General features: G+C 71.5%; 26 protein-coding genes. 16 read left to right on the forward strand and 10 right to left on the reverse strand.

Going from position 1 to position 26500, the window contains the following annotated elements; genetic code table 11:
* Nucleotides 1-142: 142 nt before the first annotated feature.
* On the forward strand, nucleotides 143-961 hold the full coding sequence (locus ABE488_RS12530) for a hypothetical protein (RefSeq protein ID WP_346448655.1): 819 nt from the start codon (nucleotides 143-145) through the stop codon (nucleotides 959-961).
* 17 nt (nucleotides 962-978) lie between these two features.
* Here the strand turns inward: ABE488_RS12530 and ABE488_RS12535 are convergent, their stop codons facing one another.
* Together ABE488_RS12535 and ABE488_RS12540 are read right to left on the reverse strand one after the other, a co-directional pair.
* Nucleotides 979-2133: an anhydro-N-acetylmuramic acid kinase gene (locus ABE488_RS12535; protein WP_346448657.1), complete on the reverse strand. Its 1155-nt coding sequence runs from the start codon at nucleotides 2131-2133 to the stop codon at nucleotides 979-981.
* 31 nt (nucleotides 2134-2164) lie between these two features.
* On the reverse strand, nucleotides 2165-3640 hold the full coding sequence (locus tag ABE488_RS12540) for a peptidoglycan DD-metalloendopeptidase family protein (protein ID WP_346448658.1): 1476 nt from the start codon (nucleotides 3638-3640) through the stop codon (nucleotides 2165-2167).
* A gap of 186 nt (nucleotides 3641-3826) precedes the next feature.
* On the opposite strand from ABE488_RS12540, the gene tyrS reads away from it, so the two are divergent.
* Nucleotides 3827-5032 carry a tyrosine--tRNA ligase gene (gene tyrS, locus ABE488_RS12545; protein ID WP_346448660.1) on the forward strand — a complete coding sequence of 402 codons (1206 nt, stop codon included), beginning with the start codon at nucleotides 3827-3829 and terminating at the stop codon, nucleotides 5030-5032.
* A 20-nt stretch (nucleotides 5033-5052) separates the two neighbouring features.
* Here tyrS and ABE488_RS12550 read toward each other — a convergent pair whose 3' ends face one another.
* From ABE488_RS12550 to ABE488_RS12565, 4 genes are all read right to left on the reverse strand, one after another.
* Entirely contained in the window at nucleotides 5053-5379 is a 327-nt protein-coding gene (locus ABE488_RS12550; protein ID WP_346448662.1) for a DUF4326 domain-containing protein, read from the reverse strand.
* Nucleotides 5376-6065 (reverse strand): HAD-IB family hydrolase, encoded by a 690-nt coding sequence (locus ABE488_RS12555; RefSeq protein WP_346448664.1) that lies wholly within the window; start codon nucleotides 6063-6065, stop codon nucleotides 5376-5378. Before ABE488_RS12555 ends, ABE488_RS12550 begins: the two co-directional genes overlap by 4 nt.
* Before the next feature lie 89 nt (nucleotides 6066-6154).
* Entirely contained in the window at nucleotides 6155-7852 is a 1698-nt protein-coding gene (locus tag ABE488_RS12560; protein ID WP_346448666.1) for a M28 family metallopeptidase, read from the reverse strand.
* Between the two features lie 70 nt (nucleotides 7853-7922).
* On the reverse strand, nucleotides 7923-8663 hold the full coding sequence (locus ABE488_RS12565; RefSeq protein ID WP_346448668.1) for a hypothetical protein: 741 nt from the start codon (nucleotides 8661-8663) through the stop codon (nucleotides 7923-7925).
* A 105-nt stretch (nucleotides 8664-8768) separates the two neighbouring features.
* Here ABE488_RS12565 and gpmI point away from each other — a divergent pair, with 105 nt between their 5' ends.
* Both gpmI and ABE488_RS12575 read left to right on the forward strand, forming a co-directional pair.
* Nucleotides 8769-10319: a 2,3-bisphosphoglycerate-independent phosphoglycerate mutase gene (gene gpmI / locus ABE488_RS12570; protein WP_346445651.1), complete on the forward strand. Its 1551-nt coding sequence runs from the start codon at nucleotides 8769-8771 to the stop codon at nucleotides 10317-10319.
* A 2-nt stretch (nucleotides 10320-10321) separates the two neighbouring features.
* Nucleotides 10322-11587: a peptidoglycan DD-metalloendopeptidase family protein gene (locus ABE488_RS12575; protein WP_346448669.1), complete on the forward strand. Its 1266-nt coding sequence runs from the start codon at nucleotides 10322-10324 to the stop codon at nucleotides 11585-11587.
* A 609-nt stretch (nucleotides 11588-12196) separates the two neighbouring features.
* Here the strand turns inward: ABE488_RS12575 and ABE488_RS12580 are convergent.
* Together ABE488_RS12580 and rpsU are read right to left on the reverse strand one after the other, a co-directional pair.
* Complete coding sequence (locus ABE488_RS12580; protein ID WP_346445414.1) at nucleotides 12197-12640, reverse strand: GatB/YqeY domain-containing protein; 444 nt, start codon at nucleotides 12638-12640, stop codon at nucleotides 12197-12199.
* 166 nt (nucleotides 12641-12806) lie between these two features.
* The gene (rpsU, locus tag ABE488_RS12585; protein WP_047138278.1) at nucleotides 12807-13022 is read right to left on the reverse strand and encodes a 30S ribosomal protein S21; all 216 of its coding nucleotides are present in this window, start codon (nucleotides 13020-13022) and stop codon (nucleotides 12807-12809) included.
* 189 nt (nucleotides 13023-13211) lie between these two features.
* On the opposite strand from rpsU, the gene tsaD reads away from it, so the two are divergent.
* The 10 genes from tsaD to ABE488_RS12635 all read left to right on the forward strand — a co-directional run bounded on the left by tsaD (nucleotide 13212) and on the right by ABE488_RS12635 (nucleotide 22452).
* Nucleotides 13212-14246 (forward strand): tRNA (adenosine(37)-N6)-threonylcarbamoyltransferase complex transferase subunit TsaD, encoded by a 1035-nt coding sequence (gene tsaD, locus ABE488_RS12590; protein WP_346448671.1) that lies wholly within the window; start codon nucleotides 13212-13214, stop codon nucleotides 14244-14246.
* Between the two features lie 132 nt (nucleotides 14247-14378).
* A complete protein-coding gene (folB, locus tag ABE488_RS12595; protein ID WP_183427257.1) occupies nucleotides 14379-14735 on the forward strand; it encodes a dihydroneopterin aldolase in 357 nt (118 codons plus the stop codon).
* Nucleotides 14736-14791: 56 nt separating this feature from the next.
* Entirely contained in the window at nucleotides 14792-16096 is a 1305-nt protein-coding gene (locus ABE488_RS12600; protein WP_346445417.1) for a mechanosensitive ion channel family protein, read from the forward strand.
* Between the two features lie 49 nt (nucleotides 16097-16145).
* Nucleotides 16146-16646, forward strand: a complete 501-nt coding sequence (gene folK, locus ABE488_RS12605; RefSeq protein ID WP_346448673.1) for a 2-amino-4-hydroxy-6-hydroxymethyldihydropteridine diphosphokinase — start codon at nucleotides 16146-16148, stop codon at nucleotides 16644-16646.
* Nucleotides 16646-17659, forward strand: a complete 1014-nt coding sequence (locus ABE488_RS12610) for a 3-oxoacyl-[acyl-carrier-protein] synthase III C-terminal domain-containing protein (RefSeq protein ID WP_346448674.1) — start codon at nucleotides 16646-16648, stop codon at nucleotides 17657-17659. The genes folK and ABE488_RS12610 overlap by 1 nt, the downstream gene beginning before the upstream one ends.
* Nucleotide 17660: 1 nt before the next feature.
* Nucleotides 17661-18539: an MBL fold metallo-hydrolase gene (locus ABE488_RS12615; protein WP_346448676.1), complete on the forward strand. Its 879-nt coding sequence runs from the start codon at nucleotides 17661-17663 to the stop codon at nucleotides 18537-18539.
* Nucleotides 18524-19480, forward strand: coding sequence for an NAD(P)-dependent oxidoreductase (locus ABE488_RS12620; RefSeq protein ID WP_346445421.1), 957 nt, complete (start codon nucleotides 18524-18526; stop codon nucleotides 19478-19480). The genes ABE488_RS12615 and ABE488_RS12620 overlap by 16 nt, the downstream gene beginning before the upstream one ends.
* On the forward strand, nucleotides 19477-20631 hold the full coding sequence (locus tag ABE488_RS12625) for a glycosyltransferase (protein WP_346448678.1): 1155 nt from the start codon (nucleotides 19477-19479) through the stop codon (nucleotides 20629-20631). Before ABE488_RS12620 ends, ABE488_RS12625 begins: the two co-directional genes overlap by 4 nt.
* Nucleotides 20621-21205: a hypothetical protein gene (locus ABE488_RS12630; RefSeq protein WP_346445423.1), complete on the forward strand. Its 585-nt coding sequence runs from the start codon at nucleotides 20621-20623 to the stop codon at nucleotides 21203-21205. The genes ABE488_RS12625 and ABE488_RS12630 overlap by 11 nt, the downstream gene beginning before the upstream one ends.
* Nucleotides 21190-22452 carry a glycosyltransferase gene (locus tag ABE488_RS12635; protein ID WP_346448680.1) on the forward strand — a complete coding sequence of 421 codons (1263 nt, stop codon included), beginning with the start codon at nucleotides 21190-21192 and terminating at the stop codon, nucleotides 22450-22452. The genes ABE488_RS12630 and ABE488_RS12635 overlap by 16 nt, the downstream gene beginning before the upstream one ends.
* Before the next feature lie 15 nt (nucleotides 22453-22467).
* Here the strand turns inward: ABE488_RS12635 and ABE488_RS12640 are convergent, their stop codons facing one another.
* Entirely contained in the window at nucleotides 22468-24099 is a 1632-nt protein-coding gene (locus ABE488_RS12640) for a diguanylate cyclase (RefSeq protein ID WP_346448681.1), read from the reverse strand.
* A complete protein-coding gene (locus ABE488_RS12645) occupies nucleotides 24096-24830 on the reverse strand; it encodes a pteridine reductase (RefSeq protein WP_346445426.1) in 735 nt (244 codons plus the stop codon). Before ABE488_RS12645 ends, ABE488_RS12640 begins: the two co-directional genes overlap by 4 nt.
* Before the next feature lie 68 nt (nucleotides 24831-24898).
* On the opposite strand from ABE488_RS12645, the gene ABE488_RS12650 reads away from it, so the two are divergent.
* Both ABE488_RS12650 and ABE488_RS12655 read left to right on the forward strand, forming a co-directional pair.
* Nucleotides 24899-26080 carry an SAM-dependent methyltransferase gene (locus ABE488_RS12650; RefSeq protein WP_346448683.1) on the forward strand — a complete coding sequence of 394 codons (1182 nt, stop codon included), beginning with the start codon at nucleotides 24899-24901 and terminating at the stop codon, nucleotides 26078-26080.
* Nucleotides 26077-26496 (forward strand): VanZ family protein, encoded by a 420-nt coding sequence (locus tag ABE488_RS12655; protein WP_346448684.1) that lies wholly within the window; start codon nucleotides 26077-26079, stop codon nucleotides 26494-26496. The genes ABE488_RS12650 and ABE488_RS12655 overlap by 4 nt, the downstream gene beginning before the upstream one ends.
* The last annotated feature ends 4 nt before the right edge of the window (nucleotides 26497-26500 follow it).

The following is a 26500-nucleotide window of genomic DNA, read 5'->3' on the forward strand; positions in this document are numbered from 1 at the left end:
AAACGATTTCATGAATGCGGCAACATAGCGCCCTCCGCGCGGGCGTGCCTGCCGCCAGCCTGTGATCGTGCGCGTTGCGCCGTTCCAGCGACTGGCCGACGGGCCGTGCGGACATTCCCTGTTCCTCCCCCAAGGATCCCTCATGTCGAATCTCCAGGCGCTGCTGCCACAGCGCGATCTGCGTTTCACCCGCAATGCCGTCGGCATGGGCGGCGGCCCGCTGCTGGCCCTGTTGCTGTTCCTGGTCGCCGGTGCGATCGCCTGGTGGCAGGCGCCCGGGCTGCTGCAGGACCTGCAGATCCGCGCCAATCCGCTTGAGCTCGAGGACTACGACCTGCGCGATGGCCGCTGCACGACGCGCAAGGCGGTGTTCACCGATTGCGAGGCCGATGTCGCCTACCGCGTCGATGGCGTCGACTACGAGAAGCACATCTCGCTGATGTTCCTGTCGTTCTCGCGCGGCGACTACGCGGCGAGCCTGGTCGTGGCGGCCGACGACCCGTCGAAGGCGGCGCTGAGCATTGGCCTTGAGCGCATCTGGAACCGCGTGGCGTTCTTCCTGGTGCTGTTCGGGATCTTCGCAGGCCTCGGCGTCGTGGCGATCGTCACCTGCGTGCGCAACGGCCGCATCAACCGCGCCGCGCAGCAGCCACAGCGCTGGACGCCCGAGCCGGTCGAGGTCAAGGCGGCGCAGTCCTCGTTCGGGGGCACGGTGGTCACCTACGCCTACGGCAAGCTGCCCGGCCGCGCCGCGGGCAAGCAGAACGTCCGTTTCGGCAAGCGCGAAGCCCCGTTGCTGGTCGATACCCCCGATGGTGAAACCCAGGCCCTGGCGTTGCGTCCGGCGTCCGGCGGGCCGGCCTTGCTGCTCGATGCCGGGCTGGAGCGCATCGATCTGACGCAGGCCGAGCGGCAGGCTGCGTTCGCGGTGCTGGGCGCCTCGCCCGACACCTCCGCCTGAGGCGCGCGTCCGGGCGCTCAGGCCGGGTAGATGCCGCCGAGCACCCGCGGGCCGGCGGCGCCGGTCACCGATGGCAGATTGCCCGGCAGGCCGAGCACGGTCTGCCGGGCCAGCCACGCAAAGCCCATGGCCTCGACGTGGTCGGGGTCGAGCCCGTGCGCGGCGCTCGACACCACTGCGACGCCGGGCAGGGCATCGGCCACCGCCGCCATCAGCGCTGGGTTGTGCACACCGCCACCGCAGGCGATCAGGCGCGCGGTGCTCGGCTGGGTGGCGCGCAGCGCATCGGCGATCGTCGTCGCGCTCAGCGCCAGCAGCGTTGCCTGCACGTCGGCCGGTGCCTCGTGACCGGTCAGCGCGGTTTCGACCCAGTCCAGATGGAACTGGTCGCGGCCCGAGGACTTGGGCGGCGGCAGCGCGAACCAGGGGGCCGCACGCAGCCGTGCCAGCAGCGTCGGGTCGACCCGGCCACCGGCCGCCAGCGCACCGCCACGGTCGAACGGCTGGCCGGTGTGCCGCAGGCACCAGGCGTCCATCAGCCCGTTGGCCGGACCGGTATCGAAGCCGCGCACCGCGCCGCCGTCGGCCGGCAGCAGGGTGAGATTGGCGATACCGCCCAGGTTGAGAACCGCCCGGTCCTCGCCGGGCGCGTGCAGCAGCGCGGCGTGCAGTGCGGGCAGCAGCGGAGCGCCGTGGCCGCCGGCGGCGACATCGCGGCGGCGGAAATCGGCCACGGTGCGGATGCCGGTGCGCTCGGCGATCCGAGACGGGTCGCCGAGCTGCAGGGTGAACCCGTGCTGGCCGTCGCCGTGGCGCCCCTGCGGGCGGTGGCGCAGCGTCTGGCCGTGGGAGCCGATCGCCGCGATGTCCGCGGCCGTCAGCCCGGCTTCGGCGAGCACCCGGTTGGCGGCCTGCGCGAAGCCCTCGGCGATCCGGCTGTCGAGCTCGCCCAGGTCGTCGAGGGTCAGCGGCGCGGCCTGCTGGCCCAGCGCCACCAGCTGCGTGCGCAGATCCTCGGGCCAGGGATAGGTGCGGCCCAGGCGCAGGTCGGCCCGCAAGCGGCCGTCGCCGTCCTCGAAGCGCACGATCGCCGCATCGATGCCGTCGGCGCTGGTGCCCGAGATCAGGCCGAGAAACAGGTCGGACATGGGCACGCGCAGGGCTCGGGACATGCGAAACGCCCGGCTGGCGCCGGGCGTGGGATCAACCGCGGGTGCTGCGACCCGCGTCGGCGCTGGCGACCTGGCGGTCGGCGCGCTCGGGGTCGGGACGCGCCGGCACGTCGGCGTAGATGATGTCCTCGACTTCGCGGATGCGGGCGAGCGCCGGACCGGTCTGCTGGCGGAACTGCGCCAGTGCCGTGCCGCTCAGCGGGTCGGGCTCGGGCATCGTGTGCTGCAGCGGGTTGCGGTGCTGGCCGTTGACGCGGAACTCGTAGTGCAGGTGCGGACCGGTCGCCAGGCCCGTCGAGCCGACATAGCCGATCACCGTGCCCTGCGAGACACGCTGGCCCTGGCGGACATTGCCGAAGCGCGACATGTGCGCGTAGAGCGTGGTGTGGCCGCGACCGTGGTCGAGGATCACGACATTGCCGTAGCCGCGCTGGGTGCCCTTGAACTGCACGCGGGCATCGCCGGCGGCCATGATCGGCGTGCCGGTGGCGGCGGCGTAGTCCACGCCCTTGTGCATGCGCATCGTGCCCAGCACCGGGTGGCGGCGGCTGCCGAAGCGCGAGCTCAGCCGCGCGTACTGGATCGGCATGCGGATGAAGCTCTTCTTCAGCGGGCGGCCTTCGGCGTTGTAGTACTCGGCCTTGCCATCGTGCTCGAAGCGGAACGCGGAGAACGGCTTGCCCTTGGCGGTGAACACCGCCGCCTGCACCGGACCGCTGCGGATCAGCTCGCCTTCGCGCCAGACCTGCTCGACGACCACGCTGAAACGATCGTTCTGGGTAACGTCGGTGTTGAAGTCGATGTCGTACTTGAAGACTTCGTCGGTCAGCGTGTTGATGTTCGCGCCCGACAGGCCCAGCCGGCGTGCCGAGTGGAACAGCGAGCGGCCGACCTGGCCGCTGATGACGACGTTGCGGATCTCGACCGGGCGCTCGATGACCTGTTCCTGGACGGCGTCGCCGGCGAGCGTCAGCTCGACGCGCTCGGTGTCGCTGCGGTCGTAGCGCAGCTTCTGCAGGCTGCCATCGGCGGCGATGTCGAACCCAAGCTCGGTGCCCGGGCGCATGCGTGTGAGCTTGGTCTTGGCATCGGGCAGCTCGAGGATGCGATGCATCGTTGCCGCCGGCAGGTCGAGATCGGAGAAGATCGAGCCCAGCGTCTGACCCTGGGCGACGGTGACCAGTTGCCAGTTGTCGTGTATCTGCTGGGCGCTGCGCTGCTGCGCGGTCAGCGGCGGCAGCGCCAGCGACATGGTGACCAACTGATGATCATCGTCGTCGCCGTCGCGCATCGCATGCGAGAACCCGGGGACCAGCGCAACGACCAGTGCGCCGAGCGTCGCGAACAGGCTGGCATGGGCCCAATCGCGGCGCGTCCAACGCCCCGGATACAGCCGGATGCTGCGCGCGCTGCCTTCCTGCGCCGTATTCCGCGCTGCCGCCTGCAGGTTGTCATGGAGCACGCGCCGGTGATGGGCGTCGGCCTGCGGCGGGACGGGTGTCGTCATCGTGGCGGATCCCGGTGCGTGAAAGACGTGTCAGCGCGGTAACATAGAGATGTGAGCTCCATGCGTCAAATGACTGACGGCGCAGGAATTTTTCTTCTATTCACCAGATAACGACACGTTAACGCCCGTCGCAGGCGCATTCACATCGTGAATACGCCGCGGGTCTTTCGAGAGACGCCTTCCCCGATGTCCCAGATCTCCGCCCTCGACCTGATCGCACGCGGCAGTGATGAAATCCTCAAGCGCGACGACCTGCAGGCCCGGCTCGCGCTCGGTCGCCCGCTGCGGATCAAGGCCGGCTTCGACCCCACTGCGCCCGACCTGCATCTGGGACACACGGTGCTGCTCAACAAGCTGCGCCAGTTCCAGGACCTGGGCCACACGGTGATCTTCCTGATCGGCGACTTCACCGGGATGATCGGTGACCCGTCGGGCAAGAGCGCCACGCGCAAGGCGCTCTCGCGCGAGGATGTGCTGGCGAATGCCGAGACGTACAAGGCGCAGGTGTTCAAGGTGCTCGACGCCGAGCGCACCGAAGTGCGCTTCAACTCCGAGTGGTTCGGAGCGATGGGCGCGGCGGACATGATCCGGCTGGCGTCCACGCACACGGTCGCGCGCATGCTCGAGCGCGACGACTTCGCCAAGCGTTACGCCGGCCAGCAGCCGATCGCGATCCACGAGTTTCTCTACCCGCTGGTGCAGGGTTATGACTCGGTGGCGCTGCGCGCCGATGTCGAGTGCGGCGGCACCGACCAGAAGTTCAACCTGCTGATGGGACGCGCGCTGCAGGAACACCACGGCCAGGCGCCGCAGGTCGTGTTGACGATGCCGCTGCTCGTCGGCCTGGACGGCGTGGCCAAGATGTCCAAGTCGCTGGGCAACTACATCGGCGTGACCGATCCGGCGATCGACATCGTCAACAAGACGATGAAGATCGGCGACGCGCTGATGTGGAACTGGATCGAACTGCTGAGTCTGGAGATCGGCATCGACGAGGCCGCGGCGCTCAAGACCGATGTCGAAGCCGGCGCGCTGAACCCGCGCGATGTGAAGCTGCGCCTGGCCCGCGAGCTCGCCACGCGCTTCCACGACGCCGACGCGGCGCAGACCGCGATCGCCGGCTGGCATGCGGCGGTGACCGGCGAGGGCGATGTGACCGCGCTGCCGTTGCAGGATGTCGCGGTGCCCGCCGAGGGCCTGCGCATCGCCGCGCTGCTGACCGCCGCCGGGATCACCCCGAGCAACTCGGAGGCCAACCGCAAGCTCAAGGAGCGCGCGGTCAAGGTCGATGGCGCCGTCGTCGAAGACGCCGGCCTGGTGTTCATGCCCGGCTTCGAGGGCGTGCTGCAGGTCGGCAAGCGCAACTTCGCGCGGGTGCGGCTGATCGGCTGAGCGCGCAGGCGGCCGGTCGATCAGGATCGGTCGTGTGGCGCCCTCTGTTCCGGGTTGGCCAGCGCCAGCAGAACGTCGGCATGGCAGGGGCCGTCGAGCGGGCACCAGCAGGCGAGGTTGCGGCCGCGCAGCGGCGCGAGATCCGGTGCGTCGGCGCAGGTCGCCATGTGCGCGGCGTAGCGGGCGACGCAGGTCGCGCGATTGCCGTCGACGCTGATCCGATAGGGATTGCCCCAGCGCCCGGGGCGCGCGACGACCGTCGCCGGAAGTCCGTTGACCGCATGCGAATGCGCCTGCAGATCGAATCCGCGACGACGGGAAAGCCGCAGGCGGACCGGTGTGGTCATGCCGGCGGCCAAGGCGCGCCGCGCCAGGTGGCATGGTCGGCGCTGCGCAGCAGCGCGAGATCCTCGTCGGTGTCGCCGTAGGCGTATACCTGCGCGAATGCCTCACGCGGATACGCGGCATGCACCCGCCGGGCCTTCTCGTCGCCGGCGCACTGCGCACCCGCATAGCGGCCGGTGAGCCGGCCGTCGGCCTGTTCGAGTGTCGAACACAGCAGGGCCACGCCCTGGGCTGCGCACCAGGGCGCGAGCAGGACGTCGAGATTGCCCGAGACCACGACCACGGTATCGCCGCGTGCACGATGCCAGTCCATCCGCGCCTGCATTTGCGGGCGCAGCAGCGCGGGCAGTCGCGTGGCCGCGAGCTTCGCACCGGCCGCGGCGACGCGCTCGGCCGGCAGTCCGGAGAAGGCGTAGCGCACGAGGGCTGCGCGTGTACGGATGCCCGACAGCAGGCCCAGCCGGTAGGCGATCACGACCGGCGCCAACAGCACGCGTCCGACGATCAGCCGCCAGCGTGGCGTCGCGGCGACGAGCAGATCGGGGAAGGTCTCGCGGGTGGTGATCGTGCCATCGAAGTCGAACAGCGCGAGGTCGGGCAGCGCGACAGCGCCAACGGCATCGAGCATGTCCGCGGGCCGGGTAGAGGATGACGGCAGGTTGGCCTGCGGGTCAGTGCGTGTGGGCATCGGGCGGTCCTCGCCAACACGAAGGGCGGCGTCGCCGCCGCCCTTCGCACGATGTTGCAATGGCCGGCCTGCCCGGCCGGCGTCCTCGGTTACGGCGTGCCGGTCCGGCCGCGCGCCGCGTCGCGCGTGGCCTTGAACGGATTGCCGTCGTACCAGTTCGGCCAGCGGTCGCCATCGGCGAGCGTGCGGCCGACGCCGTACAGCGCCTCGAGGTCCTGCACGACCCCGTCGAGATTCCAGTCGGGGTTGTACTCGTCGCCGGGCTGGTGATAGCGCGTGGCGTAGTCGTCGCTGGCTGCCTTGCCGGCAGCGACGCCGCCTTCGATCAGGTCATTGCCGCCCTTGGCGTAGAGGGCGGGCACGCCGGCCTTGGCGAAGTTGAAATGGTCGGAGCGGAAGTAGTAGCCGCCGGCCGGGTTGCCTTCCTCGACCAGCGTGCGGTTCTGCTGATCTGCGTAGGTCTTCAGGATGTCCTCCAGCTCCGAGCTGCCCTTGCCGGTGACCACGAAGTCGCGCGAGGGGCCGGCGACGCTCATCGCGTCGAGGTTGATCACGCCGACTGTCTGCGCCAGGTCGATGCTCGGCTGGGCGACGTAGTACTTGCTGCCCAGCAGGCCCGATTCCTCGAGCGTAACCGCCAGAAACACCAGCGAACGCTTCGGCTTGGGCTCGGCGGTGGCGAACTTCTCGGCAATCTCGATGATGCCGGCCACACCGGTGGCGTTGTCGATCGCGCCGTTGTAGATCGTGTCGCCTTCGCCCTCGTGCTTGCCCAGGTGGTCCCAGTGGGCGAGATAGAGGATCGCCTCGTCCGGCGCTTCGGTCCCGGGCAGGATGCCCACGACGTTGCGCGAGCTCTTCTCGGCCACCGTGCTCTTGAGGTCGAACGACACCTTGGCGTTCAGCGGTACCGGCTTGAAGCCCCGCTGATTGGCGGCCTGGATCTGTGCGTCGAGGTCGAGGCCGGCGTCGGCGAACAGGGCGCGGGCGACGTCGCCGGTGATCCAGCCCTGCGCGGGCAGGCGCGGTTCGGGATCGTCCTGCGGGCGCAGATCGAACTGCGCGCCCGACCACGAGTTCTTGACCACGTCCCAGCCGTAGGAGGCACCGGCGGTGTCGTGCACGATCAGCGCCGCGGCCGCGCCCTTGCGCGCGGCCTCCTCGAACTTGTAGGTCCAGCGGCCGTAGTAGGTCATGCGCTCGCCCTCGAACAGCGACGCATCCTGGGCGTGGAAGCCCGGATCGTTGACCAGGATGACGACGGTCTTGCCCTTGACGTCGAGGCCCGCGTAGTCGTTCCAGTTCTGCTCGGGTGCGTCGACGCCGTAGCCGACGAAGACCAGTTCGCTGTCGGCGACTTCGATCTGCGGCTTGCCGGTGCGGGTACCCAGCACCATGTCGCGGCCGAACGCCAGGTCGCGTGCGCCCTTGGCGGTGGTGAGCTTGAGCACGGTCGACTCGTCGGCCGTGGTCTCGACCATCGGCACGGTCTGGTACCAGCTGTCGTTGTCGCCGCCCGGCTGCAGGCCGATGCGCTTGAACTGCGCGCTGATGTACTCGACCGTGCGCTCTTCGCCCACGGTGCCCGGCGCGCGGCCCTCGAATTCGTCGGAGGCCAGCGTCTTGACCAGTTCGCCGAAGTCCGCGCCGGTGATCTCGGGCGAGAACGTGTGCGCGGCGTCGGGCGCGGGGGACGTCGCTGCGGTGTCGGCCGCCTTGTCCTGGGCGCCGCATGCCGCGAGTGCGAGCGCGGCCGGCAGGGCCAGCATCAAGTGGGGTCTGCGCATCCGGGGATCACTCCTGCAAGCTGGGGACGCCGCACTATACGGTCGTTCAGCTGCCGATGCGCGGTGGTGCTCAGTCCCTGGGGGCCTGCGCGCCGTCGTAGGCGATCGCGGTGGCGCCGCTGACCGGGCCGGTGCGCGCGCTGTTGTGCACGTACAGCGTGACCTCGCGCTTGAACGTCAGCGGACCTTCGATCACCGCATTGGGGCCGACGATCACCCGCGGGCTGCGGCGGTTGATCGTCACCGGGAACCAGTTGGAGGAGGGCTTGTCGACCGTCAGGCCGCCGCGCACTTTCGACGCAGCGCCGATGGTGACGTCGCCGTTGACCGTCTTCACGTCGCCAGTCACTTCGGTGCCGACCAGGCCGATCGCGCCGTTGACCGTGGCCACGTTGCCGTCGACCCGTCCGCCGCGATCGACGAACACGCCGCCGCTGACGCTCTCGATGCTGCCGGCGATCTGCGCGTCCTGTCCCAGGCGGACGCCGCCGTTGACGGTCGTCAGGCTGCGGGTGCGCGCCCGCGTGCCCAGCATGATGCCGCCATTGACGGTCTCCACGGTGCCGACCTGGATGTCGTCGTCGCCGCGAATGCCGCCATTGACAGTCTCCACGTCCTTGGCGCGGACGCCGTTGCCGATGCGGATGCCGCCGTTGACCGTCGACAGGTCGCCGTAGGCCTGGCCGGCCTCGGCGGTGATCCCGCCGTTGACCTTCGAGACGTCGGCCTGGGCGCAGGCGGCGCCGGCAGTCAGGGCGAGGGCGAACGCAAGCAATGCGCGGGCGGGGCGATGCGGACGGGCAGCGGACATGGGTGGACCTCAAGGAAGGGCGGAGCGGGCGGAGCCCGCCGTCGACCGTAGCTTGCCGCCGTGTCGGTACAATCGCATCTGTCTTTGGTCACTGGGCCGTTCGTCGTGCCACATGCCGCTCCCGCCTCCCGTCCGCGCCCCGTCGTCCTGCTGATCCTCGATGGCTGGGGGCACCGCGACGACCCGCGCGACAACGCGCTCGCGCTCGCCGACATCCCGACCTGGCGCGGGCTGCTGGCCGGGCACCCGACCACGCTGATCCACACCGAGGGCCGCCACGTCGGCCTGCCCGACGGGCAGATGGGCAACTCGGAGGTCGGCCACATGAACATCGGCGCCGGCCGGGTCGTCTACCAGGACCTGACCCGCATCGATGCGGCGATCGAGGACGGCAGCTTCTTCACCAATGCCGAACTGGGGGCGGCCTGCGACGCGGTGTGCGCCAACGGCGGCACGCTGCACGTGATGGGGCTGCTCTCGCCCGGTGGCGTGCACAGCCACGAGGCGCACCTGTTCGCGATGCTCGAACTGGCGCATCGCCGCGGCGTGCCGCGCGTGGCCGTGCATGCGTTCACCGATGGGCGCGACATGCCGCCGCGTTCGGCCGAACCGAGCCTGCGCGCGCTGCACGACCGCTGCGCAGCCTTGGGCAACGCGCACGTGGCCAGCGTGTCCGGGCGCTACTACGCGATGGACCGCGACCAGCGCTGGGAGCGCGTGCGCCAGGCCTGGGACGCGATCGTCGAGGCGGCCTCGCCGTACCGCGCGTCCGATGCGGTCGCGGCCTTGCAGGCGGCCTATGCGCGCGACGAGAACGACGAGTTCGTGCGCCCGACCGTCATCGACGGCGCGGAGCCGATGGCCGACGGCGATGCCGTGGTGTTCATGAACTTCCGCGCCGACCGCGCACGCCAGCTCACCGCCGCCTTCGTCGACCCGGCCTTCGCCGGGTTCGAGGCGCGGCGTCCGGCGCTGGCGCGCTTCGTCTGCCTGACCGAGTACGACGCGCGCTTGCCCGCGCCGCTGGCATTTGCGCCCGACGACCTGCCCAATACGCTGGGTGAGGTGCTCGGTGCCCAGGGGCTGACCCAGCTGCGGATCGCCGAGACCGAGAAGTACGCCCACGTCACGTTCTTCCTCAGCGGCGGCCGCGAGGCGCCGTTCCCAGGCGAGGACCGCATCCTGGTGCCCAGCCCCAAGGTCGCGACCTATGACCTGCAGCCGGAGATGAGCGCGCCCGAGGTCTGCGCGCAACTGGTGCAGGCGGTGCGCGACGAGCGCTTCGACGTGGTGATCTGCAACTTCGCCAACCCCGACATGGTCGGTCATACCGGCGTGCTGGAGGCGGCGATCAAGGCGGTGGAGACGGTCGACCGCGCGGTCGGCGAGATCGTCGAGATCGTGCGCGCAAAGGGCGGCGAACTGCTGGTCACCGCCGACCACGGCAACGTCGAGATGATGCGCGACCCCGAGACCGGCGAGCCGCATACTGCGCACACGGTCGGGCCGGTCGATCTGGTCTACGTCGGCAGCCGGCCCGGCCCGCTGCGCCGGGGCGGGGCGCTGCGCGACCTGGCACCGACGATTCTCGACCTGCTCGGCCTGCCGGTGCCGGCCGAGATGACCGGCCGCAGCCTGTTGCAGGCCGACGGCTGAGCATGACCGGCAGGGCGACCGCGACCGGCACCGCGCTGCTGCTGACCGCGCTGCTGGCTGCAGCGCTGCCGGTGCTCGAGGTCGCCGCCCAGAACAGCCGTGAGACCGAGCGGCGGCTGGAGCGGGTGCGCAAGGAACTGCGCGATGTCGCCGCCGAGCGCCGCCGCCTCGAGGGCCAGCGTGGCGCGGCCGCACGCGAGCTGCGCCAGGCCGATGAACAGGTGGCCGCCTCGACGACCGCGCTGCGCGAGACCCGGATCAAGCTCGCCGCCGAACAGGCAGAGCTCGAGCGCCTGCAGGCGCGCCGCCAGACCCTCATCGCCACCGTCGAGCAGCGTCGCGCCGAGTTGGCGACGTTGCTGCGGGCGGCCTACACCATCGGCGACGAAGCCGCGCTCAAGCTGATGCTGGCGCAGGATCGGGTCGCCGACGCTGGCCGCCTGCTGGTCTACCATCGCTATCTGCAGCAGCAGCGCAGCGAGCGCATCGCCGAATTGCGCGCCGAGATGACCGAGCTCGACGGCATGGAGGCGGCGATCCAGGACCGCCGCGCCGCGCTCGAGGCCGCGCATGCCGAACAGCGCGCAAGGCTGGCGCAGGTCGAGACAGATCGCAGCAAGCGCGCCGATGCGGTCAAGGGCCTGGATGCGAAGTTCAACGACCGCAGCGCCCGCGAAAAGGCCCTGGGCCAGGACGCCCGCGCACTGGAACGCGTGCTGGCGCAGTTGCGTGCGGCCGCGCGCCGCGCCGAGGCCGAACGGCGTGCCGCGGCGGCCGCCGCGCGCGAGCGCGAGGCGCGAGAGGCCCGCGAGGTGCGCCAGAGCGGGAGCAGTCCACGCCCGCCGTCCCGGCCGCGGCCGCGGGTCGCCCGCGCTCCGGCGCCGCAGGTCGGGGGGCTGGGCTGGCCGATCAGCGGTGCGCTGCTGACTGCCTTCGGCGGCAGGCTGCCCGACGGCAGCAGCAGCAACGGCGTGCTGATCGGCGCGGCCGCAGGCACCCCGGTCAAGGCCGTCGCCGACGGCACCGTCGTGTTCGCAGAATGGATGACTGGCTACGGCATGCTGCTGATCGTCGATCACGGCAACGGCTACATGAGCCTGTACGCGCACAACGACGCGCTGCTGCGCAAGACCGGCGATGCGGTCAAACGCGGCGACACCGTCGCCAGCGTCGGCAATTCCGGCGGACAGGGCCGCAGCGGCCTGTACTTCGAACTGCGCCAGAACGGCAAGCCGGTCAACCCGACGACCTGGCTGCAACGCCGCTGAGGCGCGCGGGGGAGCGGTTGGTCGCGATCGGCGGCCCCCCACCCCAGCCCTCCCCCGCAAGCGGGGGAGGGCGCAGATGCGCATCGCCGCGAGCGCGAAAGTCACGACGGATCGCCTCCCTCACGTGTGGGGGAGGCCGGCGCCGTTGGCGGCTCGCTCCAGCCCTCCGCCGCAGGCGGGGGAGGGCGCAGATGCGTATCGCCGCGAGCGCGAAAGTCACGACGGATCGCCTCCCCCGCGTGTGGGGAAGGCCGGCGCGCGCGCGTGGCGCGTCGCGTGAGGGCGTGGCCGTTGGCGGCTCGCGCCGCCCCAGTCCTCCGACGCAAGCGGGGTAGGGCGCAGATGCGCATCGCCGCGAGCGCGAAAGTCACGACGGATCGCCTCCCCCGCGTGTGGGGGAGGCCGGCGCGCGTGGCGCGTCGGGTGGGGGCGGGGCCGTTGGCGGCGCGCCCCACCCCAGCCCTCCGCCGCAGGCGGGGGAGGGCGCAGATGCGTATCGTCGCGAGCGCGAAAGTCACGACGGATTGCCTCCCCCACGTGTGGGGGAGGCCGGCGCGCGTGGCGCGTCGGGTGGGGGCGGGGCCGTTGGCGGCGCCCGCCAGCCGGGCCTCAGCCCAGCGACTGCTTGACCAGGCGCGAGACCTCGCCCATGTCGGCCTTGCCGGCCAGTTGCGGCTTGAGCACGCCCATCAGCTTGCCGATGTCGGCCGGGCTGCTGGCACCGGTCTGGGCCTTCGCCGCCTCGATCGCGGCCACGATCTCGGCCTCGCCCAGCTTCTCGGGCAGGTAGCGCTCGATGACCACGATCTCGTCGCGCTCGATCTGGGCCAGGTCCTCGCGCCCGGCCCCCGCGTACTGGGTCACCGAATCCTTGCGCTGCTTGACCATCTTCTCCAGCACGGCGAGCACCGCGGCGTCGTCGAGTTCGATGCGTTCGTCGACCTCGCGCTGCTTGATCGCGGCGTTGACCAGGCGGATCACGCCCAGGCTGTGCTTGTCGCCGCCCTTCATCGCGGCCTTCATGTCTTCGGTGAGTTGCTGTTTGAGGGTCATGGCGGTTTCCGGTGGCGGACGGGCAAGCGGTCCTGAGGCAGACCAATGCCCTTCGTGCGAGGCACGGGGCTGGGAACAAGGGACGACAAAAAGCCGGCAGCGCATGCGCGCGGCCGGCTCTTGCGTCAGGACACGATCGCGCCAGGCGGTGCCCGACGCGGGTCGATCAGTACAGGCGCTGGCGCTTGGTGACGTCGCGCGACACGCGACGGGCCTGACGCTTCACGGCGGCAGCGGCCTTGCGCTTGCGCTCCTGGGTCGGCTTCTCGTAAAACTCGCGCTTACGGGTTTCGGCGAGCACGCCGGCCTTCTCGCAGGTGCGCTTGAAACGGCGCAGCGCAAACTCGAAGGGCTCGTTTTCGCGGACTTTGACGCTAGGCATGGAATCTCCGGGGATCTGGGCACCCGACCGTCGAGGGCCGGATCGAATCTGACGAATTCGGGTCTGCCGAGGGTCTGCTCCCGGCGAGCCGCGTATCATAGCCAGGACCCGGCGGCTGACGCAAGCCGCCCGGAGCGGGCGCTGCGATGCGCCCGTGTCCCCGTCCGCTTCCCGGCAGTCCTGCGCACCATGAACGTCCTCGGCATCGAAACCTCCTGCGACGAAACCGGCGTCGCCGTTTACGACGCCGCCTTGGGCGGGGCCGCGGGGCTGCGTGCGCATGCGGTCTACAGCCAGATCGCGTTGCATGCGCAGTACGGTGGCGTCGTGCCGGAGCTGGCCAGCCGCGACCACGTGCGCAAGCTGTTGCCGCTGATCCGCCAGACCTTGGCCGAGGCCGGGCTCGAGGTCGAGGCGCTCGATGGTGTCGCCTATACCGCCGGTCCCGGCCTGGTGGGCGCGCTGCTGGTCGGTGCGGGCGTCGCCCGCGCGCTGGCCTGGGCGCTCGACGTGCCGGCGATCGGCGTGCATCACATGGAAGGTCATCTGCTGGCGCCGCTGATGGAGGACGACGCCCCGGCGCCGCCGTTCGTCGCGCTGCTGGTCTCGGGGGGGCACACGCAGTTGGTCGCGGTCGATGCGATCGGTGCCTACCGGCTGCTCGGCGAGACCCTGGACGACGCCGCCGGCGAGGCCTTCGACAAGACCGCCAAGCTCATGGGCCTGCCTTATCCCGGCGGCCCGCAGTTGGCCGCGCTGGCGCAGACCGGGACGCCGGGCGCGTTCCGCTTCTCGCGGCCGATGACCGACCGGCCCGGCCTGGACTTCAGCTTCAGCGGTCTGAAGACCCAGGTGCTGCTGGCCTGGCAGAACAGCGACCGCAGCGCGTCGACCCGCGCCGACATCGCGCGCGGCTTCGAGGATGCGGTCGTCGACACCTTGGCGATCAAGTGCGCGCGCGCGCTCGATGCGACCGGATGCACCACGCTCGTGGTCGCCGGCGGCGTCGGCGCGAACCTGCGCCTGCGCCAGAAGCTGCAGGCCGACGCCACGCGCCGCGGCGGCCGCGTGTGCTTCCCGCGCCCGGCGCTGTGCACCGACAACGGCGCGATGATCGCCTTCGCTGGTGCGCTGCGCCTGCAGGCCGGCCAGCACGGCGATGCGGCGGTGCGCGTGGTGCCGAGGTGGGACATGGCGCAACTGCCGCCGTTGGTGAATCCGTGATGCGTGTGGGGTGATGCGACGGGATCGGCGGCCATGCTCGTCCCGACCCTGCGACGAGACAATCGCTAAGCTGTCGCCCGCGGTTGCGCTTCACCCCTCTCCCATCCACGAATCACCCATCCGGCCTCTCCCATGGACAAAGTCTTCATCGAAGGCCTCGAGATCGAGGCGCTGATCGGCATCTACGACTGGGAGCGGCGTATCCGCCAGCCGCTGGTGTTCGATGTCGAGATGGCGTTCGACAATCGCGTGCCGGCGGCGAGCGACGACATCGCCCGCACACTCGATTACAAGGCCGTCAGCAAGCGGCTGATCGACTATGTCGGCGCGTCGGAATTCGGGCTGGTCGAGACCCTGGCCGAGCGCTGCGCGGCGCTTGTGATCGATGAGTTCAACGTTGGTTGGGTACGATTGAAGCTCAGCAAGCCGGGTGCGGTGCGTGGTGCACGCGCGGTCGGCGTGATCATCGAACGCAGTCGCCAGGACTGATCCGCGGGTCCTGGCGCCGCCGCGGATACGCGGCCGCAACAGGAGATTCCCGCACGATGCAGCCCCATCTCGAACGACTCAGCACCCTGCTGGCGCCCTATCCCTGGGCGTACACCGCAACCGTACTGGCCGCTCTGTGCCTGCTGGCGTGGCTGGCGAATTTCATCACCAAGCGCATCCTGCTGCGCGGCCTCGGCCGGGTGTTGCAGCGCACGCCGCTGGGCGGCGCGCAGCACGACCGACAGGTGCGCCTGCGGGTGATTCCGCGGCTGGCCAACATTGTGCCGGCGCTGGTGATCTCGGCCGGCATCAACGCCGTGCCCGACCTGCCGCCGCAACTGGTGCTGATCGTGGAGCGGCTGTGCCAGATCTTCGTGGTCGTGACGATCGCGTTGGCGATCTCGCGCGCGCTCGACGTGGTCAACCACAACTACGAGCGACGTCCCGACGCGCACAACAAGCCGATCAAGGGCTACCTGCAGGTTGCCAAGATCGTGATGTTCGTGCTGGTCGGCATTTCGGTGATCGCCACGCTGATCGGCGCGCAGTTCCTGCACATCGTCACCGGCCTGGGCGCGATGACCGCGGTGCTGATGCTGATCTTCCAGGACACCATTCTCTCGTTGGTGGCCAGCGTGCAGATCAGCAACGACGGCCGGGTGCGCATCGGCGACTGGATCGAGATGCCGAGCCAGAACGCCGACGGCGACGTGATCGACATCGCCCTGCATACGATCACCGTGCGCAACTTCGACCGCACCGTGACCACGGTGCCGACCAAGAAGCTGGTCAGCGACGCGTTCAAGAACTGGCGGCCGATGTCGGAGGGCGGCGGCCGCCGGATCAAGCGTGCGCTGTATCTCGATCAGGGCAGTGTGCGGTTCCTGGCTGCCGACGAGATCGCGCGCTTCCGCCGCTTCGTGCTGCTCGATGCCTATCTCGACCGCAAGGACCAGGAGCTGTCGGACTGGAACACCGCGCTGGCCGCGCGCGGCGCCGAGCCGGTGAACCACCGCCGGGTCACCAACCTGGGCACCTTCCGCGCCTACGTCGAGCACTACCTGCGCCACCATGCCGGCATCAACCAGGAGCTGACCCTGCTGGTGCGCCAACTCCAGCCCACCGAGACCGGGCTGCCGCTGGAGATCTACTGTTTCACCGCCGACACCGGGTGGACGGTCTACGAGGGCATCCAGGCCGACATCTTCGACCACCTGCTGGCGATCCTGCCCGAGTTCGACCTGCGGGTGTTCCAGGCCCGCAGCGACGCGCCGATGGACGTGCGCCTGCAAGGCGGGCCGACCGCCGACGCGGGACCGGCCCGGGCGGCGCCGGCGCTGGAGGACGCGCGCCCCCGCTGACCTCGGGCGGACGATGCGCGATCATGGCGCTCCCCACAGGAGCGCCACCATGGCCATCGCCTGCCTGAGCCTCGGCAGCAACCTCGATCCCGAGCGTCACCTGCGCGCCGCGGTGGACGCGCTGCGCGCGCGCTTCCCCGTGCTCGTCGTGTCGCAGACCTACCGCTTCCCGGCGGTGGGCTACGACGGCGCCGATTTCCTCAATACCGCCGCGACCATCGAGACCGACCTGCCGCCCGACGCGCTTAACGCCTGGCTGCACGCGCTCGAGGACGCGCACGGGCGCGACCGCAGCGGACCGCGCTACAGCGACCGGACGCTGGACATCGACATCGTGCTCTACGACGACCGCGTGCTGACCGGCGCGGGGAACCTGCGCATTCCGCGCGATGAGCTGCGGCATGCGTTCGTGCTCAAGCCGCTGGCCGAGATCGCGCCGGACCTGCGCCATCCGGTCGACGGCCGCACCCTCGCGCAGCTGTGGGCCGTCCATCCCGACCGCGACACGGCGTTTGCGCGCATCGACGCGCTGGCCGGGTGTCCCGCCTGATGCAGACCGCAGGCCCTGCACTGCGGATCCTGGGCAGCGGTTGCCATCGCCCTGCGCGGCGGGTGCCGTCGAGCGATTTCGATGCGCGGCTCGGCCTGGCGTCCGGCGCCAGCGAGGCGGCAACCGGCGTGGCCTGGCGCGGCGTTGCCGCCGATGGCGAGACTGCATCGTGGATGGCGGCGCGCGCCGCGCAGGCGGCACTCTCGGCGGCCGGGATCGGCGGCGAGACGCTCGACGCGATCGTCTCCACCTGCGCGGTCATGGAGCAGCCGATCCCGTGCCAGGCCGCGCTGGTCCAGCGCGCGCTCGGTCTCGGCGATTCGGGCATCCCGGCCTTCGATGTCAACGCGACCTGCCTGGGCTTTGTGGTCGCGCTGGACCTGGTCGCGGCGGGCATCGCCACTGGCCGCTATCGTCGCGTGCTGGTCGTGGCCAGCGAGCTGCCCTCGCGCGGGCTGCGCGCCGACGTTCCGCTGACCGCGCCGCTGTTCGGCGACGGCGCCGCCGCGCTGGTGCTGGGCGCCGCAGCACCGGGCGATGACTCGGCGTTACTGGCCTGGCGCATGGAGACCTATGCCGACAGCGCCGACGCGTGCCGGATCCGCGGTGGCGGCACGCGGATCGCGCCCGGTGATCGGGCGCATTGCGACATCGATCCGGACGTCTACCGCTTCGAGATGGACGGCCCGGCGACGTTCCGGCTGGCGGGCCGTCGTCTGCCGCGCCTGCTCGAACGCCTGCTGGCAGCGGCCGGCATCGGCCTGGATGCGATCGACTGCGTGGTTCCGCACCAGGCCTCCGGCGGGGGCCTGGACCGGATCGTGCGCGCGTTGCGGCTGCCCGAAGCGCGCGTGGTGCGGATCCTCGCCGAGCACGGCAACCAGGTCGCGGCCTCGTTACCGCACGCGTTGCACCACGCGATCGTGGGCGGCCGCCTGCAGCGTGGCCAGACCTGCCTGCTGCTGGGCACCGGCGCCGGGCTGTCGCTGGGCGGCGCGGTGCTGCGGTACTGACGTGCGCCTCGACCTGACCCTGTTCGACGTCGGGCATTGCCGGCATTGCGAGCGGGTGACGCTGGCCGGCGGGCGCTGGGCCAGCGTGGCGTTTCCGTCGATGGTCGCGCTGATCGTGCATCCGCGGCAGGGCGCGATCCTCTACGACACCGGCTACGCGCCGCGGTTCCTGGACGCGACCGCACGGCTGCCCGAGCGCCTGTATCGCTGGGCCACACCGGTCGTGCTGCCGGCCGAGCAACGCCTGGAGGCGCAACTCGCCGCGTACGGGCTGCGACCGGCCGATATCCGCTGGTGCCTGATCTCGCATTTCCATGCCGACCACATCGCCGGCCTGCGCGACCTGCCCAATGCCCGCTTCGTGTGCATGCGCGAGGACCTCGACACCCTGCGCGCGATGCCACGGTTGCGCGGGCTGCGCAACGGCTGGCTGCCGGCATTGTTGCCGCCGGATTTCGACGCGCGCCTGCGCCATGCCGACGAGGCGGTCGCGCGGCCGCTGCCCGCGCCGTGGCGGGCGCTGGGCGAGGGCCACGACCTGTTCGGCGATGGCAGCCTGTTCGCGGTTGCGCTGCCGGGCCATGCGCCGCGGCAGTTGGGCCTGTGCCTGCGCGACGCGCACGACCGCGCAGTGCTGCTGTGCGCCGATGCCTGCTGGTCGCACCTGGCGTTCCGCGAGCGTCGGTTGCCGGCATGGCCGGCGCGGCTGGTGACCCACGACTGGCCGGCCTATACGCGTACGCTCACGCGGCTGCACACGCTGGCCCACGAGGCCCCGGACGTGGCCATCGTGCCCTCGCATTGCCAGGCGAGCCTGGACCGCTATCGCGCGCAGACGTCCGCGCCCCGACCGGAGGCGGCCGCATGCGCATCCTGGTGACCGGCGCGTCGGGCTTCGTCGGCGGCGCGTTCCTGCGCCGCCACGCCGCGCGCGCCGACCTGACGCTGTGGGGCACCGGGCGCCGTGCGACCGACCTGCCGGGCTACGTGCAATGCGACCTGAGCCGGCCGTTCGACCTGCCGTTCCGACCGGACGTGGTGATCCATGCCGCCGCGCGGTCCTCGCCCTGGGGCACGCCTGCGCAGTATCGGGCGCAGAACATCGACGCGACCGCGCATGTCATCGAGTTCTGCAAGCGCCACGGCCTGCCGCGGCTGGTCTACCTGTCGTCGAGTTCGGTGTTCTACCGCGAGGCCCATCAATTGGGCCTGCGCGAGGACAGTCCGATCGGGCCGGACTTCGTGAACCGCTACGCGCAGACCAAGTACGCCGGCGAGCAACTGGTGCGCGCCTATCCCGGCGAGCATGTCGTGGTGCGGCCGCGCGCAGTGTTCGGCGTCGGCGACACGGTGCTGTTTCCGCGCATCCTCGAAGCGGCGCGACGCGGTGCGTTGCCCCGGTTCGTCGGCCAGGACCGGCCGGTGATCGGCGATCTGGTGCAGATCGACACGTTGTCGGACTACCTGCTGCGGATCGCGACGATGCCGCGCCCGGCCGAGAGCTACAACCTGACCAATGCCGAGCCGGTGGACCTGCAGGCGCTGCTGCTCGACGTGCTGGCGCAACTGGACCTGCCGCCGCCGACGCGGCGCGTGCGCATCGGCGCGGCGCTGCGTGCGGCCACCGTGGCCGAATGGCTGTGGCGTGGCCTGCGGCTGCGCGGCGAGCCGCCGATCACGCGCTTCGGCGTCGGCGTGTTCGCCTATTCCAAGACCTTCGATCCGGCGCGCATGCTCGCCGACCTGGGACCGCCGAGCGTGTCGTTGGCCGACGGCATCGAGGCCTTCGTCGCCTGGCAGCGTGCGCAGTGGGCGCGGTGAGCGTCGCGCTCGTCTGCGCGTGCGCCTACGCCGCACTGCTGGCGCTGCGCGGCGCCTGCGCGTGGCGCGAACTGCGGCGCCAGCACGCACGTCCGGTGCCGCCATCGGCGCGGCGGATGCAGGACGTCGCCGTGCTGCAGCCGATCCTCGGCGGCGACCCCCGGCTGCGCGACGTGCTCGGCGCCACCGTGCACGCGCTGCCGCTGGCGCGCTTCCACTGGCTGCTCGATGCCGACGACGCGCAGGCACTCGCGGCGGTCGCTGCCGTGCGCGCCGCGTACCCTGGCGCTGCGATCGACGTGTGCGTGTTGCCGCCTGCGCCCGACGGCTGCAATCCCAAGATCTACAAGCTCGAGAGCGCGTTGCCGCAGGTCCAGGCCCCGGTCTGCCTGGTGCTCGACGACGACGCCACGCTGTCGGCCGATGCGCTTGCACGCCTGGTCGCTGCCCTCGATGCGGCCGACCTGGCGACGGCGCTGCCCGGTTATCGCGACGACGGCGAGCGCTGGCCCGGCCGCCTGCTCGCGTGCTTCGTCAACGACAACGCCGCGCTGACCTATCTCGCGCCGCTGGCCTGGGCGCCGCCAGTGTCGATCAACGGCATGTGCTACGCGCTGCGCACCGAGCGCCTGCGCGCGATCGGCGGATTTTTGCCGCTGCGCGGCGCGCTGGCCGACGACCTGGCGATGGCCGATCACGTCCGCGCACAGGGCGGCCGCATTGCGCAGACGATCGCGCCGGTCGCGGTGCGCACCAGCCTCGACGGCCCGGCGCACTACGTGCGGCAGATGCATCGCTGGATGTTGTTTGCCACCTTGCTGCTGCATCGCCAGCCGCCACGCACGCGGGCGGCGATCGTGCTGCTGCATGGCCTGCCGCCGCTGCTGTTGTGGGCGATGCTCGTGGCGCTGGCATGGCGCCCCGGGTTGGCCGGTGCCGTGGCGGTCGCCGGTGTGCTGGCGCTTCGGGCCTGGGTGCCATGGGCGCTGCAACGCGGGCTCGGCGTCGCGTCCGCACCGCGGCCGGTGCTGTCGCTGCTGGCCGAGCTGTTGCAGCCGCTGCATGTGTTGCATGCGGTCTGCGTGCGCACGGTGCGCTGGCGCAGCCGCCGCTACCGCGTGCATGCCGATGGCCGGTTCCATGCCGCCTGACGCCGACAGCGGGGGAGTCCGCATCGCGTTTCTGACCGGCCGCAGCGACCCGGCGCGCTGCGCGCTCAGCCCGCAGCAGGCGGCGTTCCTCGACACGCTGCGCGGGCCGGGTCGCGACCTGCTCCCGTGCAACTTCCCCTACACCGCGTCGCGCGCCGGCCACGTCGCAGTGCCGTTGCCGCTGGCAGCGCTGCGCAATGCCGGCGATTACCTCGTCGCCCGCCGTCCCGCGTTCGCCCGGCGCCACGGCGCGGCGGTGGCCGCGGCGTTGGACGGTGGCGGCGCGGTGGTGGTGCTGGCCGGCAGTTGCGGGCTCGAACTGCTGGCCAACCTGCGGTTGCCGGTGGGACTGGCACAACGGCTGCACGTATTCGCCTACGGGCCGGTGGCGCGGCGGGCGCCGGACGTGGCCCGCCTGCTGTGCGTGCGCGGCCGCGGCGACTGGATCTCGCGCCTGGGCTGGCGCGGGCCCGCGCTGCCGGTCGGCGGCGGCCATCTGGACTATCTGCAGCGGCCCGAGGTGCGAGCCCTGTGCGCGGACTTCGTCGCGGCGACGCCATGCGCATCGACCTGATCGCGCCGCCCTACAGCGGACATCTGCATCCGATCCTGGCGATCGCCCGCGAGCTCGCGCCGCGGCACGCGGTGCGGGTGCTGTCGACGCCGTCGGCGATGGCGCTGGTCGCGCGTGCCGGGCTTGCCGGCGTACCGCTGCTCGATGCCGACGCCGAGCGCGTCCTCGATGCGATCTCCGACCCGCGCCATGCGGTACGCAACCACCCGCTGCGCATGCATCGACAACTGCGCGACGCGCTCGGGGTCATGACGCACTTCGCGCAGGCCTTGCGTGCTGCGTATGCGCAGGCGCCGCCGGATCTGGTGATCGCCGATTTCACCGTGCCGGTTGCCGGCACCGTCGCGCAATCGCTGGGCATCCGTTGGTGGACCAGCCTACCGTCGCCATGCGTGGTCGAGACGCCCGACGGGCCGCCGGCCTACATGGGCGGACTGCTGCCGGCGACGCATGCTGGTGCCCGGCTGTGGCAGACACTGGCGCGCTGGGCGGTTCGCGGCTTCAAACGCGGCGTGCATCGAATGCACCGCACGCGCATGCGCGCGCTCGGTCTGCCGCAACTGTACCGGGGCGATGGCACCGAAGCGGTCTACTCGCCCGAGCGGATCCTCGCGCTGGGCATCGCGGCGCTGGAGTTCCCGCGCACCTGGCCGGCGGCGCTGCGCTTCGTCGGGCCGCGGTTGCCGGCCGGTGGCGACGACACGCCGTGGCTGCCGCCGCGTGCGGCGCCGGTGTTCGTCGCGGGACGCCGACATGTGCTGGTCACGCTGGGCACGCACCTGCGCTGGGCCAAGGACGGGGTCGACGTGCGGTTGCGCGCGTTGGCTGCGGCGATGCCCGAGCTGGAGATCCATTTCACCGACGGCGACGTCGCGGCCGACCACCACGAGCGCAGCGGCAACTACCAGCGGCTCGCCCATGTCGACTATGCGCGCTGGGTCGGGCGCTACGATCTTGTCGTGCACCACGGCGGCGCCGGCATCCTCTACCGCTGCCTGGCCGAGGCGCGTCCGGCCATCGTCTGCCCACAGGATTACGACCAGTTCGATCATGCCGCGCGGCTGCAACAGGCCCGCGCGGCGCTGTGGCTGCGCGACCTCGACGGGCTTCCGGCCGCAGTGCGCCGTGCGTTCGCCGAACCGTCCCTGTTCGCCGGCCTGCCGGCACTGCAGGCCGCTGTGCGCGCCTGCGTGGCGGCGCACCCGCTGGCCGATCTGGTCGAGCAGGATGTGGGCCCGGCACCGTAGCCCCACGCGCCCGGCTCAACGTGCCAACTGCACGCGATCGCGGCCGGCCTGCTTGGCCTGGTACAGCGCGTGGTCGGCCCGTCGCAGCAGGGTGTCGGCATCTTCGCCGGCCTGGTGGGCGGCCACGCCGATGCTGACCGTCGGGCGCAACGCGTCGAAATCGGCCAGCGCGGTCCGAAAGCGCGTGCGGATCCGCTCGGCTATCTGCAGCGCGGTCGCAGCATCGGTGCCGGGCAGGGCGACGACGAACTCCTCGCCGCCGTAGCGCGCGACCGGCCAGGCCGGATCGAGTTCGAGCCGCAGCACGCGCGCGACTTCGCGCAGACAGCGGTCGCCGGTCGAATGCCCCAGCGCATCGTTGATGCGCTTGAAGTGATCGAGGTCGAGAAACATCACCGACAGATGGGCCGGCGCGGCAGCCAACAGCACTGGCAGGCGCGCATCCCAACTGCGCCGGTTGAGCAGGCCGGTGAGTGCGTCGGTGTGCGCTTGCCGCAGGGCGAGGTCGCGCTCGCCGCGCAGGCCTGCGCTGCGTTCGGCCAGGCCCAGCGCCAGCACCAGCGCCTCGAACGCGCCGGTCGCCAGCGCCGCCAGACCGTCGTCCCAGGCGATCCCGATCCGCCCGTCGAGCCCGAGGCTCGACAGCGCGGTGACCAGCAGCAGCGGTGTCCAGCCGATCAGGAACACGCCTGCCAGCCGCGACCCGCGATGCGCGGCGAGCGCGGCAGCGCCCAGCAGCAGCGGCGCGCCGAGCGCCAGCAGCGGGTTGATCAGCGTCCGGCCCAATGCCTCGAGCGCCGGCAGCGGCACCAGCGCCGGCACCGCACACAACGCCACCACCGCAGCGTAGCCGCGCAGCCAGCGTCGGCCGCGCGGCAACAGGCGCGGCAGGTCGGCGAAGCGGTCGAGGAACAGGATCGCGCTGACGATCGCGGTCGCGGTCGCCAGCCGCCCCCAGAAGCGGGTGGCTTCGCCCAGCCACTGCTGGCCGAGCGGATGCACCGTGTAGCCGGTCTGCAGCGCCATCACCAGCGCGAACGCCACCACATAGAGGGCGTAGAACGCGAAGGTCGCGTCGCGCAGACGCCAGGCGAAGAACGCCGCCATCACCGCCATGGCCAGCATCGTCGCCAGGCACGCGCTCGCGATCGCCAGCCAGCGCGCATCGCGTTGCAGATAGTCGCTTTCCGACACCACCGTCCACAGCAGCGTGCCGGGCATGCTGCCGTGGGCCTGGACCCGCAGCGTCAGCGGGGCGCCGTCTGGTGGCGGCGACACGACGTGGAACCCCAGGCGGCCGTGCCCTGGCCATTGCCCCGGCACCTGGATCGTCTGCGCGCGCGTCTGCGGCTGGCCGGGCGGCCACTCCAGAGTCACATGCTGCAGCGCCGCCTGCCGGACCTCCAGGACCCAGGGGCCGGCCGGCCATTGGCCGTTGCGCGGCCACAGCTGCACCGTGTGGCCGTCGTCTGCACGCGGCAGCGTCAGGCCGCGCTGCGGATCGAACGCCTGCGCCTGCTGTGCGTCCGCGGCTTGCCAGCGGCCATCGAGCGGGACCAGCGGGGCCGCCATGACCAGGCCCGCCAGCAGCCAGGCCGCTGCACCCAGCAGCACCGACAGCAGCGTGCGCAAGCCGTCGCGGGTCACAGCATGCGGCCGCCGTCGACGTGGAGGACCTCACCGGTGCTGAAGCCGGCCCCGCGCAGCAGCCAGCCGACCGCCTCGGCGATATCCTCGACCCGGCCCTGCCGGCGCAACGGGGTCGCCTCGAGAATGCGTGCGCGCAGCTCGGGATCGCCGCCGTCCTCCGGCCACAGGATCGCGCCCGGCGCGACTGCGTTGACCCGCACCTGCGGCGCCAGCGCGACCGCGAGGCTGCGGGTCAGTCCGAGCAGCGCCGCCTTCGATGCCGCATAGGCGACCAGGTCGGCGCGTGGGCGTTCGGCATAGAGGTCGGCGATGTTGACGATCGCGCCGCTGGCGCTGCGCAAGTGCGGCGCGGCGGCGCGTGCGAGCAGGAACGGCGCGCGGGCGTTGACCGCCATCAGCGCGTCGAACAGGGCCGCGTCGCTGTCCGCCAGCGATGCCGGCACGAACGCCGCGGCGTTGTTGACCAGGGCATCGAGCCGGCCGAAGCGGGCCACCGTCGCCGCGACGAGGGCGGCCGCAGCGTCGGCCTCGGCCAGGTCGGCCGACAGCACGGCAGCGCTGCCCGGGCGCAACGCCTCGAACTCGGCGGCCAGCGCATCGGCGTCGTCGCGCGAGGCGTTGCAGTGCAGCGCGACGTCGTGGCCGTGGGCGTGCAGATGACGGGCGATCGCAGCGCCGAGGCGGCGCGCAGCGCCGGTGATCAGCGCGACGGGGCGCGGGGTGTCCATGCGGGCTCCTGACGGTCGCGTTCGGGCAGGCTCGGTATGCTGTGCATTGTGACCGCCAAGCCCCGTCCATGTCCGCTCCCCCTATCTCCGAAGATGCCCTTGCCCACAGCGAACGCCTGCGTGCGGCGATTCGCGCGCTGATCGCCGAGGCCGGCGGCGCGATCCCGTTCTGGAAGTTCATGGAGCTGGCGCTGTATGCGCCCGGCCTGGGCTACTACAGCGCTGGCGCGACGAAGTTCGGTGCGGCCGGCGACTTCGTCACCGCGCCCGAACTCGGCAGCCTGTTCGCCGAATGCATCGCCGAGGCGATCGCGCCGGTGTTGCGCGAGATCGGCGTCGAGGCCCAGGTGCTGGAGGTCGGCGGCGGCAGCGGCGCCTTCGCTGCCGATGCGCTGGCGCATCTGGCCGCGCTCGATGCCGTGCCTGCGCGCTACGCGATCCTCGAGCCCAGCGCGGACCTGCGCGAGCGCCAGCGCGCGCATCTGGCCGCGCGGCTGCCGGCCGCGCTGTTCGCGCGCGTGCACTGGCTCGACGGCCCGATGCCCGACGACTGGAACGGCGTGCTGTTCGCCAACGAGGTCGTCGATGCGCTGCCGACGCCGCGGTTCGCAGTGCAGGGCGGCGAGGTGTACGAGGAGTACATCGTCGTTGCCGACGATGGCGGCTTCGCGACCACGCTGCGCCCGGCCGATGCGCTGCTGGCGCCGGCGGTGCGACACATCGAGCGCCAGCGCGGCGCGCCGCTGCCCGAAGGCTACCGCTCCGAACTGCTGCCGCAACTGCCCTACTGGGTCCAGGCGGTGGCCGGGGGGCTACGGCGCGGCGCGATGCTGTTCGTCGACTACGGCTACCCGCGCAGCGAGTACTACCGCGACGATCGCAGCGACGGCACTCTGCGCGCCTTCCACCGCCACCGAGTGTCGCCGGACGTGTTCGCGCTGCCGGGCCTGCAGGACCTCACCGCCTCGGTCGACTTCACCGCGCTGGCCGAGGCGGGCACCGGGGCCGGCTTCGAATTCGCCGGTTACTGCACCCAGGCCTCGTTGCTGCTGGGCAACCGCCTGGATGCGCGCCTGGCCGCGCACGAAGCCCAGGCCGCCGACGAAGCCGCCCGCTACGCCCTGCGCCAGCAGGTCAAGAAGCTGACGTTGCCCGGCGGCATGGGCGAGGCGTTTCAGGCGATCGGCTTCGCTCGCGATGTCGACTTCGAACACGCGTTCCTCGTCGGCGATCTGAGCCACCGGCTGTGAGCCGCGCCGCGGGGCCGCGCGTGCGACGCAGCGCGCTCAAGCCGCTGCGCCGGCCCAGGCTGTGGTGCGGGCTGTGGATCGCGGCGATCGCAGCTGTCGTGGTGCTGTCGCTGGCGCCGTCGGTGCCGATGCCCGACGTGCCCGATGGCGACAAGCTCGGCCATTTCCTCGCCTACGCGGCGCTGGCGGCGGCCGCGGTCCAGCTCTACGCGCGCTGGCCCTCGCTGCTCGGTGCCGGCCTGGGCCTGGTGCTGCTGGGAATCGGGCTGGAGTTCGCGCAAGGTGCGCTGACCCAGACCCGCATGCAGGACCCGGCCGACGCACTGGCCAACACGCTGGGCGTGATCGCGGGCCTGGCGACCCGGCTCACGCCACTGCGCGACCTGCTGCTGCGCATCGACGGCGAACGCCGGTAGTCCT

It is taken from the genome of Luteimonas sp. TWI662, from assembly GCF_039673825.1.
Taxonomy (GTDB): domain Bacteria; phylum Pseudomonadota; class Gammaproteobacteria; order Xanthomonadales; family Xanthomonadaceae; genus Luteimonas.

Excerpts from the sequence above, each read along its gene's own strand:
- ABE488_RS12535 (WP_346448657.1), bottom strand. The coding sequence starts at position 2,133 with ATGTCCCGAGCCCTGCGCGTGCCCATGTCCGACCTGTTTCTCGGCCTG.
- ABE488_RS12540 (WP_346448658.1), bottom strand. The coding sequence starts at position 3,640 with ATGACGACACCCGTCCCGCCGCAGGCCGACGCCCATCACCGGCGCGTG.
- tyrS (WP_346448660.1), top strand. The coding sequence starts at position 3,827 with ATGTCCCAGATCTCCGCCCTCGACCTGATCGCACGCGGCAGTGATGAA.
- ABE488_RS12555 (WP_346448664.1), bottom strand. The coding sequence starts at position 6,065 with ATGCCCACACGCACTGACCCGCAGGCCAACCTGCCGTCATCCTCTACC.
- ABE488_RS12560 (WP_346448666.1), bottom strand. The coding sequence starts at position 7,852 with ATGCGCAGACCCCACTTGATGCTGGCCCTGCCGGCCGCGCTCGCACTC.
- folK (WP_346448673.1), top strand. The coding sequence starts at position 16,146 with ATGGCCATCGCCTGCCTGAGCCTCGGCAGCAACCTCGATCCCGAGCGT.
- ABE488_RS12550 (WP_346448662.1), bottom strand. The coding sequence starts at position 5,379 with ATGACCACACCGGTCCGCCTGCGGCTTTCCCGTCGTCGCGGATTCGAT.
- ABE488_RS12530 (WP_346448655.1), top strand. The coding sequence starts at position 143 with ATGTCGAATCTCCAGGCGCTGCTGCCACAGCGCGATCTGCGTTTCACC.
- ABE488_RS12575 (WP_346448669.1), top strand. The coding sequence starts at position 10,322 with ATGACCGGCAGGGCGACCGCGACCGGCACCGCGCTGCTGCTGACCGCG.
- ABE488_RS12600 (WP_346445417.1), top strand. The coding sequence starts at position 14,792 with ATGCAGCCCCATCTCGAACGACTCAGCACCCTGCTGGCGCCCTATCCC.
- ABE488_RS12635 (WP_346448680.1), top strand. The coding sequence starts at position 21,190 with ATGCGCATCGACCTGATCGCGCCGCCCTACAGCGGACATCTGCATCCG.
- ABE488_RS12610 (WP_346448674.1), top strand. The coding sequence starts at position 16,646 with ATGCAGACCGCAGGCCCTGCACTGCGGATCCTGGGCAGCGGTTGCCAT.
- tsaD (WP_346448671.1), top strand. The coding sequence starts at position 13,212 with ATGAACGTCCTCGGCATCGAAACCTCCTGCGACGAAACCGGCGTCGCC.
- ABE488_RS12580 (WP_346445414.1), bottom strand. The coding sequence starts at position 12,640 with ATGACCCTCAAACAGCAACTCACCGAAGACATGAAGGCCGCGATGAAG.
- ABE488_RS12650 (WP_346448683.1), top strand. The coding sequence starts at position 24,899 with ATGTCCGCTCCCCCTATCTCCGAAGATGCCCTTGCCCACAGCGAACGC.
- ABE488_RS12565 (WP_346448668.1), bottom strand. The coding sequence starts at position 8,663 with ATGTCCGCTGCCCGTCCGCATCGCCCCGCCCGCGCATTGCTTGCGTTC.
- ABE488_RS12630 (WP_346445423.1), top strand. The coding sequence starts at position 20,621 with ATGCCGCCTGACGCCGACAGCGGGGGAGTCCGCATCGCGTTTCTGACC.
- ABE488_RS12645 (WP_346445426.1), bottom strand. The coding sequence starts at position 24,830 with ATGGACACCCCGCGCCCCGTCGCGCTGATCACCGGCGCTGCGCGCCGC.
- ABE488_RS12620 (WP_346445421.1), top strand. The coding sequence starts at position 18,524 with ATGCGCATCCTGGTGACCGGCGCGTCGGGCTTCGTCGGCGGCGCGTTC.
- folB (WP_183427257.1), top strand. The coding sequence starts at position 14,379 with ATGGACAAAGTCTTCATCGAAGGCCTCGAGATCGAGGCGCTGATCGGC.
- rpsU (WP_047138278.1), bottom strand. The coding sequence starts at position 13,022 with ATGCCTAGCGTCAAAGTCCGCGAAAACGAGCCCTTCGAGTTTGCGCTG.